General features: G+C 45.9%; 10 protein-coding genes and 1 pseudogene. All 11 read left to right on the forward strand.

Annotated features, from left to right (window positions below; all coding sequences use genetic code 11):
• Window positions 1-3 precede the first annotated feature (3 nt).
• Window positions 4-1,440 (forward strand): glycogen synthase GlgA, encoded by a 1,437-nt coding sequence (gene glgA / locus WMO62_RS00110; RefSeq protein WP_349143388.1) that lies wholly within the window; start codon window positions 4-6, stop codon window positions 1,438-1,440.
• 112 nt (window positions 1,441-1,552) lie between these two features.
• Window positions 1,553-1,738, forward strand: a complete 186-nt coding sequence (locus WMO62_RS00115) for a hypothetical protein (RefSeq protein ID WP_117496578.1) — start codon at window positions 1,553-1,555, stop codon at window positions 1,736-1,738.
• A gap of 15 nt (window positions 1,739-1,753) precedes the next feature.
• On the forward strand, window positions 1,754-2,011 hold the full coding sequence (locus WMO62_RS00120) for a spore coat protein (protein WP_117496819.1): 258 nt from the start codon (window positions 1,754-1,756) through the stop codon (window positions 2,009-2,011).
• A 522-nt stretch (window positions 2,012-2,533) separates the two neighbouring features.
• Complete coding sequence (locus WMO62_RS00125) at window positions 2,534-3,307, forward strand: sirohydrochlorin cobaltochelatase (protein ID WP_349143389.1); 774 nt, start codon at window positions 2,534-2,536, stop codon at window positions 3,305-3,307.
• Between the two features lie 174 nt (window positions 3,308-3,481).
• A pseudogene (locus tag WMO62_RS00130) lies at window positions 3,482-6,402 on the forward strand (insulinase family protein).
• A gap of 12 nt (window positions 6,403-6,414) precedes the next feature.
• Complete coding sequence (gene era, locus WMO62_RS00135) at window positions 6,415-7,320, forward strand: GTPase Era (RefSeq protein WP_147601892.1); 906 nt, start codon at window positions 6,415-6,417, stop codon at window positions 7,318-7,320.
• Between the two features lie 59 nt (window positions 7,321-7,379).
• Window positions 7,380-7,535, forward strand: coding sequence for a hypothetical protein (locus tag WMO62_RS00140; protein WP_349143390.1), 156 nt, complete (start codon window positions 7,380-7,382; stop codon window positions 7,533-7,535).
• Complete coding sequence (recO, locus tag WMO62_RS00145) at window positions 7,477-8,139, forward strand: DNA repair protein RecO (protein ID WP_118627087.1); 663 nt, start codon at window positions 7,477-7,479, stop codon at window positions 8,137-8,139. Before WMO62_RS00140 ends, recO begins: the two co-directional genes overlap by 59 nt.
• Window positions 8,140-8,193: 54 nt before the next feature.
• A complete protein-coding gene (locus tag WMO62_RS00150) occupies window positions 8,194-8,790 on the forward strand; it encodes a hypothetical protein (RefSeq protein WP_117496583.1) in 597 nt (198 codons plus the stop codon).
• Window positions 8,791-8,808: 18 nt separating this feature from the next.
• On the forward strand, window positions 8,809-10,206 hold the full coding sequence (locus WMO62_RS00155; RefSeq protein WP_118438122.1) for a glycine--tRNA ligase: 1,398 nt from the start codon (window positions 8,809-8,811) through the stop codon (window positions 10,204-10,206).
• A 122-nt stretch (window positions 10,207-10,328) separates the two neighbouring features.
• Complete coding sequence (locus WMO62_RS00160) at window positions 10,329-11,990, forward strand: diphosphate--fructose-6-phosphate 1-phosphotransferase (RefSeq protein WP_117496585.1); 1,662 nt, start codon at window positions 10,329-10,331, stop codon at window positions 11,988-11,990.
• Window positions 11,991-12,017: the final 27 nt, after the last annotated feature.

The raw sequence follows: 12,017 nt of genomic DNA on the forward strand, positions 1-12,017 counted from the left end.
GCGATGAAGAAAATACTTTTTGTTGCATCAGAATGCGTTCCATTTGTAAAGACAGGGGGTCTTGCAGACGTTGTTGGTGCACTTCCGAAATATTTTGATAAAGAAAAATATGAGGTTCGTGTGATACTTCCGAACTATCGGTTTATTCCTGCAAAATGGAAAGAACGCATGCAGTTTGTAACAAGTTTTTATATGGATATGGCATGGAGAAGCCAGTATGTGGGAATCATGGAGATGGAATATGCGGGGATTCATTATTATTTCATCGACAATGAATACTATTTTAATGGGGATAAACCATATGGCTACATCCATGAAGATGTGGAAAAGTTCGCATTCTTTTCCAGAGCGGCTCTGTCTATCCTGCCAGTAGTAGGATATCAGCCGGACATCATTCACTGTCATGACTGGCAGACAGGTCTGGTGCCGGTATACTTAAAAGACAGTTTCCACGAAGGTGGATTTTATTCCAATATGAAATCAGTGATGACCATCCATAATCTGAAATTCCAGGGTGTCTGGAATATCCCGACCGTGCAGGATGCGACCGGACTTGATATGTCTTATTTTACAGCAGACAAGCTGGAAGCATTCGGTGATGCCAATTACTTAAAGGGAGGCATCGTCTATGCAGACCGGATCACGACGGTGAGCCGTACCTATGCTGAGGAGATCAAGACTCCGTTCTTCGGAGAGCATCTGGATGGACTCATGCGTGCCAGAGCCGGACAACTGACCGGAATTGTTAATGGTCTTGACTATGACGAGTGGAATCCACAGACGGACGAACATATTTATAAGAATTATTCCGTGGACAATTTCCGGAAGGAAAAGGTAAAGAACAAGCTGGAGCTTCAGAAGGAGCTTGGACTTGCGCAGGATAAGAAAGCCATGATGATCGGTATTGTATCCCGACTGACAGATCAGAAGGGATTTGACCTGATCGACTGTATTATGGATGAGTTCTGCCAGGATGCAGTACAGATCGTGGTGCTGGGAACCGGCGAGGAGCGTTACGAGAATATGTTCCGTCATTTCGCATGGAAATATGGCGACAAAGTGGCAGCCTGCATCTATTATTCCAACGAGATGTCGCATAAGATCTATGCAGCCAGCGATGCATTCTTGATGCCGTCTCTGTTCGAGCCGTGTGGATTGAGTCAGCTCATGAGTCTGCGTTATGGAACACTGCCGATCGTTCGTGAGACCGGTGGACTGAAAGATACCGTGGAACCGTACAATGAGTATGAGGAGACCGGAACCGGATTCTCCTTCACCAATTACAATGCTCATGAGATGCTGGGTGCGATCCGCTATGCGGAGGAGATCTACTATGACAGAAAGCGTTCCTGGAATAAGATCGCAGAGCGTGCCATGAAAGCAGATTTCTCCTGGAGCCATTCTGCAAAAGAATATGAAAAATTATATGATGAAATGTAGATGATACAGAGTCCGGTACAGGAATTCTGGAAAATTTTAAATGTTATGAAAACCTCCCTGTGAACACATACTACTGCCGTAATCAGTATGGTTCACAAGGAGGTATTTTATTATGGCACAGTTATCAGAACTGGATGTACAGAATCTTCGTCATCTGATCGGCGGCAGCGAGACCTGTCATGCAAAATTTTCTGCATATGCGCAGGAAGCAACTGACAGCCAGGTTCGACAGTATTTTGAGCAGGCGGCTCAGTCTGCCAAAGAAAACAAACAGCAGCTTATGGGATTCTTGAAATAGGAGGAACAGATCATGATGGATGAAAAGACCATGGTCAGTGATACACTGACCGGTATCAACGGAGAACTGAAAATGTATGCGGAGTATATTTCTCAGAGCGAGGATCCGAAGCTTAAACAGACACTGAAGCAGATGAGAAATAAGGCAGAGGCTGCTCAGGAGCAGATCTATCAGATCGCCAGGGAGAAATCCTATTATGTGCCTGCGGCCCCAGCAAGCAGAGAAGAAATCGAACAGGTGAGATCACTGTTTAAGCCGGAGTCAATGCTGTAAATACTTCATTGTAGCAGCAAAAAAGCTCGGATAAAGTCTTGCGGTAGCCCCGGGTGATAGAATAAAAGCTCGTATGACGTGTATCGGACAAACTAAGCTCTGTGTATCGTCTGGATACGTACACTTGCAGTGTACGCACCAGCCGACACACGGAGCTCACTTCGTTCGCTCCAAGTCATAGCAGCGCAGTTTATTTCTATCGCCCTGGGCTGTTGCAAGTTTTGGGAGCTTTTCTGCTGCATTCGCGAGCTGTTACGGTGCATAAAACTTGTAGCTGCCGCAGGTCTGCATGTGCAGGGGACGTCCGCAGTCCCGGTACTTGCTTCCGACCGAGCCTCTGGCGAAGGTCGAAGCTTAGTACCGCTGGACGAGGAATTAGCGGGAGCGGTTCCTCTGCACATGCTGCCTGCGGTGGATATAAGGTCTGTGTCTTTGAGCTATTCCAATTCGGGTTATAGACTTTTTTGCCGAATCAGGCTACACTAAGTAATAGTAGAAATCAAATCAAGGAGTATCTATCGTATGGCGAAAAAAGCAATTTTAGTAGTGAGTTTTGGAACCAGTGTAAATGCAACCAGAGAGAAAACCATTGATCGGATAGAGGCAGATATTCAGAAGGCAATGCCAGACAGAGCATTCTATCGTGCCTGGACCAGCGGTATGATCATCCGAAAAATAGAAAAGCGAGATGACGTACATATCAACACCGTGGAAGAAGCCATGAAGCAGATGCTTTTAGATGGAATTACGGATGTGATCGTGCAGCCAACCCATGTGATCCGAGGAATTGAATATGATCAGTTGAAAGAAGCTGTTCTGGAAAGACGCAGTCAGTTTGAACAGGTTCGGATTGGTACTCCGCTGCTGACTACTTCGGAAGATACAGACGAGGTACTTCAGGCAGTGATGGCAGAGATTGGAACTATCGAAAAAGAGGAAGCAGTTGTATTTATGGGACATGGAACCCCTCATGATAGTAACAGTGTTTATACAGAACTGGATCAGCGGCTGAAGGAACTGGGATATTCACAGGTATTTATGGGAACAGTGGAAGCAGAACCATCTTTGGATACTTTGCTTGAGAAGATTCAGACGTTGCATGTGAAAAGAGTCATTCTTGCACCGTTTATGGTGGTGGCAGGAGACCATGCTATAAATGATATGTCAGGCGATGAGGATGATTCCTGGAAAAGCACATTTGAAAAAGCCGGATATGAAGTAGAATGCATCTTGAAAGGATTGGGTGAATACCCAGCGGTTCGACAGATCTATGTGAAACATGCGTTGGAAGCGTAGAAGTGATAAAAAGTGAATTTTCACTGAAAAAAGTGAAAATTCACTTTTTTTGCATGTGTTTGTGAAGAAAAATATCGCGATTTCCTCCATGGAAAATCCACACATCCTGTGTTATACTCATAAAGAATGTATATACTACACAGAAGAAAAGAACATGGAGGTCATACAAGATTTATGACAGTAGAGCAGTTAGCAACTTATGAACTGATAGAAAAACAGCAGATCCCGGAGATGAATTCTGTAGGATATCTGCTGCGTCATAAAAAGACAGGTGCGAGGGTGGCACTTTTATCTAATGATGATGAAAACAAAGTATTTAATATAGGATTTCGTACACCGCCATCAGACAGTACGGGTGTACCGCATATTATGGAACATTCCGTACTCTGCGGTTCCACAGATTTCCCGGTGAAGGATCCGTTTGTGGAACTGGTGAAGGGTTCCCTGAATACGTTCCTGAATGCCATGACTTATCCGGACAAGACGGTGTATCCGGTAGCAAGCTGCAATGAACGGGATTTTCAGAACCTGATGCATGTGTATCTGGATGCAGTATTTCATCCGAACATTTATAAGGAAGAGAAGATCTTCCGTCAGGAAGGCTGGCACTATGAGCTGGAAAATACGGACAGTCCGCTGATCTACAACGGAGTGGTCTATAATGAAATGAAGGGTGCACTGTCTTCTCCGGAAGATATGTTGGACAGTGAGATCATGCGGGTACTGTACCCGGATACGCCATATTTCCATGAGTCCGGCGGAGACCCGAAAGTGATTCCGGAGCTGACATACGAGGCATTTCTTGATTTCCACAGAAAATACTATCATCCGTCCAACTGTTACATCTATCTGTACGGCGATATGGACATGGCAGAGAAGCTGGCATGGATCGATGAGAAATATTTAAGCCATTATGAGTATCTGGAGATGGATTCCAACATTGCCCTGCAGAAGCCATTTGCAAAGCCGGTGGAGAAGACCGTGGAATATCCGGTGTCTGAAGAAGAGACCGACGATGCACAGGCATATTTATCTTACAGCACAGTGGTTGGAACCTCGCTGGACGCAGATCTTTATCTGGCATTTCAGGTGCTGGAATATGCCCTGCTGTCTGCACCGGGAGCACCGCTTAAAAAAGCTCTGCTGGATGCAGGAATTGGAAAAGACATTTTAAGCTCTTATGAAAATGGTATTGCGCAGCCGTATTTTTCTGTGATTGCAAAGCATGCAAGAGAAGACCAGAAGGACGAATTCATGAAAGTGGTCAGAGAGACACTGGAAGGAATTGTGAAAAACGGATTTGACCGGAAGGCTCTGCTGGCTGGCATCAATTACTATGAATTCCGTTACAGAGAGGCAGATTTTGGAACTTTCCAAGAGGACTTATGTACGGATTACAGATGTTTGACAGCTGGCTCTATGATGAGAATCAGCCGTTCCTTCATCTGATCGCATTAGATCGTTTTGCAAAGATGAGAGAAAAGCTGGATGAAGGCTATTTTGAAGCTTTGATCAGGACCTGGATCCTTGATAATCCACATGGAGCTCTTCTGGTATTAAAACCGGTGCCTGGTCTGGAAGCAAAGCAGCAGGAAGCACTGGCAGAGAAGCTGAAAGCCTACAAAGACAGTCTGTCAGAAGAAGAACTGATAGTATTGGCAGCACAGACAAAAGAACTGAAGGAATATCAGGATGAGCCATCACCACAGGCAGATCTGGAAAAGATCCCTATGCTGGCAAGAGAGGATATTAAGCGGGAGGCAGCTCCGTTTATCAATGAAGAGCTGAACGTGGAAGGAACTACCGTTCTTCATCAGAATCTATTTACCTCCGGTATCAATTATATCAGACTGTTGTTTGATGCCAAAGAGGTACCGGCGGATCTGATTCCGTATCTTGGTCTGTTAAAACATGTGCTGGGATATATGGATACGGATAATTATAACTATGGTGAGTTGTTCAACGAGATCAACTGCCATACCGGAGGCATCACTTCTACCGTAAATCTGTATGGAAATATGAGGGAGCCGGAAAAATACCGGATCATGGTGGAGCTGCGCTGCAAGGCACTGGTTTCAGATACAGATTTTGGATTTGCCATGATGCGTGAGATCTTAAGCCGAACCAGGCTTACCGACACCAAACGTCTCTATGAGATCGTGGCACAGGTGAAATCAAGATTACAGATGTATCTGACTGGTTCCGGACACTCCGCAGCGGCAGTGCGGGCGATGGCAGAATTTTCAGATTCTTCCTGGGTGACCGATCAGATCAGTGGTATTGCATTTTACGGATTGATCGAACAACTGGAAAAGCATTTTGAAGAGAAGAAAGATCAGATCGTGGAAAATCTGAAGCTGGTGATGCAGTATGTGCTTCGTCCGGAAAATCTGATCGTAAGCTGCACATCTGAAACAGATGGACTGGAAGCCGTGAAGAAGGAACTCCCGGCACTGAAGGCATGTCTGAATACCTTACCGGTTCCAGAGAGAACCAGAACCGAAGAACTTCTGAAGCGTCCGGCAAAACGGGAAGGCATCAAGACTCCGTCAGCTGTTCAGTATGTGGCGAGAGCCGGACACATTAAGAAGTACTATGGCACATATCGAATCCTGAAAGTGATCTTAAGCTACGATTATCTGTGGATCCAGGTGCGTGTGAAGGGCGGCGCTTATGGCTGTATGAGCGGATTTGGTACTTATGGAGACAGTTATCTGGTATCCTACCGTGACCCGAATCTGGGACAGACCAATGAGGTATTCGAACAGACACCGGAATATGTGGAACAGTTTGATGCATCTGAGCGTGATATGACCAAATATATTATCGGAACCATCAGTGATATGGATACTCCGCGGACACCGGCCATGGAAGGCAGCCGTGGTCTTGCATCCTGGCTGACTCAGACAACCCTTGAAGATATTCAGAAATACAGGGATGAAGTACTGGACGCACAGCCGGAGGATATCCGGGCACTTTCAGGCGGTATCCGTGAGCTGCTTGAGGAAGGTGCATTCTGTGCTATTGGAAATGAGAGTAAGATCGAAAAAGAAAAGGAATTGTTTGACACCACATTCCGTTTGTTTGGTGCATAAAGAGGAGAAACTATGAGTGAACAGAAGAAATCAGGATTTGTAACACTGGTGGGAAGACCTAATGTGGGAAAGTCTACCCTGATGAACCGGCTGATCGGACAGAAAATCGCTATTACATCCCATCGTCCGCAGACCACCCGAAACAAGATCCAGACGGTCTATACCTGTGATCGTGGACAGATCGTGTTTGTAGATACGCCAGGTATTCACAAGGCAAAAAATAAGCTGGGTGAGTATATGGTCAATGTGGCAGAGAAGACTTTGAAGGAAGTAGATGTGGTACTGTGGCTGGTGGAGCCATCTGACCGTGTAGGAGCAGGAGATCAGCACATTGCCAATCAGCTGAAAAATATCAATACACCGGTTGTTCTTGTCATCAATAAGATCGACATGGTGAAAAAAGATCAGGTATTCGGATTTATCGAGGCTTACCGGAAACTGATGGATTTTGCAGATATCGTTCCGGTGTCTGCCCTGAAAGGCTCCAATGAGGCAGAACTGATCGATGTGATCTTCAAATATCTGCCGTATGGTCCTATGTTTTATGATGAAGATACGGTTACGGATCAGCCTATGCGTCAGATCGTATCGGAGCTGATCCGTGAAAAAGCACTGAAGCTTCTTGATGAGGAGATTCCCCACGGAATCGCTGTTTCCATTGATATTATGAAGGAACGGCCAAACCAGCCGATCTGGGATATTGAAGCGACCATCGTGTGTGAGCGGGATTCCCACAAGGGAATTATCATTGGAAAAGGCGGAGCTATGCTGAAGAAGATCGGGTCTGCAGCCCGCTATGAGATCGAGCGGATGCTGGATGCAAAGGTCAATTTAAGACTCTGGGTCAAGGTCAAGAAAGACTGGCGTGATTCTGACTTCCTTATTAAAAATTTTGGTTACGACAAAAAAGAAGTATAGCTTTGATCCGCTTCGGGGATTCTATGAACATACAGAACCGAAGAAGCGGAGGCAGAAGGATGGACAGTTGGGATCGATTTGCACACACCGGAGATATACGGGATTATCTGGCTTACAGAGTAAAGAACTGCAAGTCCGAGAAAGCAGGAGAGAAAGATGAGCAGTCAGACCTACACCGTGACCGGCATGGTATTGTCTGCCGCACCGGTCGGTGATTATGACAAGCTGGTGGTCTTACTGACCAGAGAGCGCGGAAAAATCAGAGCATTTGCCAGAGGAGCCAGAAGGCCTGGAAGCGCCTTGATGGCTGCGGCAAATGCATTTGCGTTCGGTGAATTTCAGATCTACGAGGGAAGGACTTCCTATACTATGAGTCAGGCATCGATCCAGAATTATTTTGGCGAATTGATGACGGATTTTGAGGGAGCCTGCTACGGACAGTATTTTCTGGAATTTGCCGACTATTATACAAGAGAAAATGCAGATGGGTCGGATTTTCTGAAGCTTGCCTATCAGTCCCTGCGGGCGCTGCTGGTGCCGTCGCTTCCAAGAAAACTGGTCCGCTACATATATGAACTGAAAGCCATGACGTACAGCGGTGAGTGTCCCCAGACCTTTGAACAGTTTTCGGACTGGAACCTGAATCCATCTACGGAATATGCTCTTCAGTATGTGGTGGCAGCTTCTGTGGAGAAGCTCTATACCTTTCTTCTGACGGAGGAAGTCTTCGCAGAATTCGCAAGGGTGGTCACGTGGCTTAGAAAGCATTATGTGGAGCACCGCTTCAAATCGTTGGAAATACTTGAAACTTGCCTGTAAAGCGGTTATAATGTGGAATAGTTAAGCCCTTGTGGCAGGTAAGGAGGAAGTTTAATGAAGAAATGGATGTCGGCTGTCTGTGTCCTGATGGCTGTTCTCTTCATGACTGGATGTGGCAAGGATAAGTCCTTCAACCCGTCGGTATCTTCACTTTACATAGAAAAAAACGGAGAGATCACACAGGCGATCGTGGAAAGCTTTGCTCAGGAGTACTATAGTCTCGATGAGTTTTCAGCCATGGTACAGAAGGAAGTAGATGTCTATAACCAGAAACTGGGAGAGACAAAGATCACGGTCGAAAGTACAGAAGTCAAAGACAGCGTGATGTATCTGAAGCTGCATTATGCGGATGCGGATACGTACAGACTTTATAATGAAGAATATCTGTTTGTGGGATCTGTGGAGGACGCTCTGTCAGAAGGGCTGTCATTTAACATGATCTTCCGTGATGCAGACTATGAAGGTGAATATACAGCAGCGGATGTGACAGAGAATAAGAGTGAAACTGTGGCAGTTGCAAAGGAAGAAGGCGTGATCCAGCTGGAGAAGCCGGTGAAATACGTCAGCAGCAATGTGGAAATACTGGATGCACATACCGTGGAAGTGATGCCCATTGAAGCGGAAGATGAGTATGCCTATATTATTTATTAAAGATGAAGGAGAACAGTTATGGAAAAGACAATGGAAAAAATCGTAGCTCTTGCAAAGAACCGTGGATTTGTATATCCAGGAAGTGAGATCTATGGTGGACTTGCAAACACCTGGGATTACGGTAATCTTGGAGTAGAGCTTAAGAATAATGTAAAGAAAGCATGGTGGAAAAAATTCGTTCAGGAGAATCCGTACAACGTAGGTGTTGACTGCGCAATCCTGATGAATCCGCAGACATGGGTTGCTTCCGGACATCTTGGGGGCTTTTCTGATCCACTGATGGACTGTAAGAGCTGTAAAGAGCGTTTTCGTGCAGACAAACTGATCGAAGATTATATGGATGAGAATCATATTGAGCATGAAGGCGGAGTTGATGGCTGGTCTCAGGAAGAGATGAAATCCTACATCGACGAGCATGACATCTGCTGTCCGAAATGCGGTAAGAAAGATTTCACAGATATCCGTCAGTTCAACCTGATGTTCAAGACCTTCCAGGGTGTTACCGAGGATGCAAAAAATACTGTTTATCTTCGCCCGGAGACTGCACAGGGTATTTTCGTAAACTTTAAGAATGTACAGAGAACTTCCAGAAAGAAGATCCCGTTTGGTATCGGCCAGATCGGAAAATCCTTCCGTAATGAGATCACACCGGGTAACTTCACTTTCCGTACCCGTGAGTTTGAGCAGATGGAGCTTGAGTTCTTCTGCAAACCGGGCACTGACCTGGAGTGGTTCCAGTACTGGAGAGCATTCTGCCGTGACTGGCTTCTGGCTCTTGGTATCAAAGAGGATGAGATGCGTCTTCGTGACCACTCTCCGGAGGAGCTTTGCTTCTATAGTAAAGGTACTACCGACATCGAGTTCCTGTTCCCGTTCGGATGGGGCGAGCTGTGGGGAATCGCAGACCGTACCGACTATGATCTGACACAGCATCAGACGGTATCCGGTCAGGATATGAGCTACTTCGATGATGAGAGCAAAGAGAAATACATTCCGTATGTTATCGAGCCGTCTCTGGGAGCAGACCGTGTGGTTCTGGCATTCCTGTGTGCAGCTTATGATGAGGAGAACATCGGAACCGAAGAAAAACCGGATATGAGAACAGTTCTTCATTTCCATCCGGCACTGGCTCCGGTTAAAGTTGGCGTTCTTCCACTGTCCAAGAAGCTCAACGAGGGTGCTGAGAAAGTATTCACCGAGCTGTCCAAGAAATACAACTGCGAATTCGATGACAGAGGAAATATCGGTAAGAGATACCGCCGCCAGGATGAGATCGGAACTCCGTTCTGCGTAACCTACGACTTTGACTCTGAGACGGATGGATGCGTAACTGTTCGTGACCGTGACACCATGGAGCAGGAGCGTGTGGCAATTGCTGATCTTGACAAATATTTTGATGAGAAATTTGCATTCTAATCAGTGCTCAGAGGTTGACGAAAATACGTTAAAATGATAATTTATAAGTTGGAGTAATGGTTCAGAGCCATAGTCTGTATGGCTCTGGATAGTTATAAAATATACAACAAAGGAGTATAATTATGAATCTTTCACCACTTCAGAAAGCAAGATATGAGTACAGCCCGAAGCTTCCGGGAATGCTCAGAAACGGTATTGCAGAGATCGCTGTTAAAGAAGGCGAGAAGACCACAAGTGCAGCAGATCAGGAGAAGATTGCTGAGCTGTTTCCGAATACTTATGGCGAGCCGGAGGTTACCTTTGAAAAAGGACAGAACACTTCTGCATCCAAGAAACAGGTAGTAGGTGTTATCCTTTCCGGCGGACAGGCACCAGGCGGACACAATGTTGTAAGTGGTCTGTATGATGCACTGAAGGCAACCAATAAAGAGAATGTCCTGATTGGTTTCAAGGGTGGTCCAAGCGGACTGATCGAAGACAATTTCATCGTATTTGATGATGCATATATCAACGAGTACAGAAATACCGGTGGATTCGATATCATCGGTTCTGGAAGAACCAAACTGGAGACTGAGGAGCAGTTCAAGATCGCTACTGAGGTTTGCAAAAAACATGGTATCACCGCAATCGTTATCATCGGCGGTGATGATTCCAACACCAATGCATGCGTACTTGCTGAGTACATGGCAGCACATAAGACCGGCGTACAGGTAATCGGATGCCCGAAGACCATCGACGGAGACCTTAAGAATGAGGATATCGAGATTTCCTTTGGTTTTGATACTGCAACCAAGACTTACAGCGAGCTTATCGGAAATATCGAGAGAGACTGTAACTCTGCTAAGAAGTACTGGCATTTCATCAAAGTTATGGGACGTAGTGCTTCTCACGTAGCACTTGAGTGTGCACTGGAGTGCCAGCCGAACATCTGCCTGATCTCTGAGGAAGTAAAGGCTAAGAAACAGTCTCTGTCTGAGATCGCAGATTATATCGCAGATGCTGTAGAGAAGAGAGCTGCAGATGGCAACAACTTTGGTGTTGTTGTAATCCCGGAGGGTGTTGTTGAGTTTGTTCCGGAGTTCTCTGCACTGATCAGCGAGATCAATGAGCTTCTTGCAGGAAGCAAAGCAGATGCATTCAACGCTCTGGAGAGCTGGGCTGAAAAATATGCATTCATCGAGAAAGGCCTTTCCAAAGAGGCTATGGAAGTATTTGCAATTCTTCCGCAGGCTATTCAGCAGCAGCTGTTCCTTGAGAGAGATCCGCACGGAAACGTACAGGTATCTCTGATCGAGTCCGAGAAATTGTTTGCAGCACTGGTAGGCGACAAACTGAAGGCAAGAAAAGCAGCAGGAACCTACACTGGAAAATACGCAACCCAGACTCATTTCTTCGGATATGAAGGAAGATGCGCATTCCCGTCTAACTTTGATGCTGACTACTGCTACTCTCTTGGATACAACGCATTCATGCTGATCCAGTACGGATACAATGGATACCTTTCCAAGGTTTCCAACCTGTCCAGACCGGCAGAAGAGTGGGTTGCAGGCGGTATGCCGATCACCAAGATGATGAATATCGAGAGAAGACATGGCGAGGACAAGCCGGTTATCAAGAAAGCACTTGTTGAGCTTGATGGTAAGCCATTCAAATATTTTGAAGCACACAGAGATGAGTGGGCTGTTGAGACCTCTTATGTATTCCCGGGAGCAATCCAGTACTACGGACCGACCGAGGTATGCGATATCACAACCAGAACTCTGGCTCTTGAGCAGGGTAAATAAGTATAATAGTAAAAAACAGTAAAATCC

The sequence above is a fragment of the Hominiventricola aquisgranensis genome, from assembly GCF_040096225.1.
Lineage (GTDB): Bacteria > Bacillota > Clostridia > Lachnospirales > Lachnospiraceae > Hominiventricola > Hominiventricola aquisgranensis.

Coding starts and splice junctions, on each gene's coding strand:
- WMO62_RS00140 (WP_349143390.1), top strand. CDS start 7,380: ATGGACAGTTGGGATCGATTTGCACACACCGGAGATATACGGGATTAT.
- WMO62_RS00120 (WP_117496819.1), top strand. CDS start 1,754: ATGGATGAAAAGACCATGGTCAGTGATACACTGACCGGTATCAACGGA.
- WMO62_RS00125 (WP_349143389.1), top strand. CDS start 2,534: ATGGCGAAAAAAGCAATTTTAGTAGTGAGTTTTGGAACCAGTGTAAAT.
- era (WP_147601892.1), top strand. CDS start 6,415: ATGAGTGAACAGAAGAAATCAGGATTTGTAACACTGGTGGGAAGACCT.
- WMO62_RS00155 (WP_118438122.1), top strand. CDS start 8,809: ATGGAAAAGACAATGGAAAAAATCGTAGCTCTTGCAAAGAACCGTGGA.
- glgA (WP_349143388.1), top strand. CDS start 4: ATGAAGAAAATACTTTTTGTTGCATCAGAATGCGTTCCATTTGTAAAG.
- WMO62_RS00160 (WP_117496585.1), top strand. CDS start 10,329: ATGAATCTTTCACCACTTCAGAAAGCAAGATATGAGTACAGCCCGAAG.
- recO (WP_118627087.1), top strand. CDS start 7,477: ATGAGCAGTCAGACCTACACCGTGACCGGCATGGTATTGTCTGCCGCA.
- WMO62_RS00115 (WP_117496578.1), top strand. CDS start 1,553: ATGGCACAGTTATCAGAACTGGATGTACAGAATCTTCGTCATCTGATC.
- WMO62_RS00150 (WP_117496583.1), top strand. CDS start 8,194: ATGAAGAAATGGATGTCGGCTGTCTGTGTCCTGATGGCTGTTCTCTTC.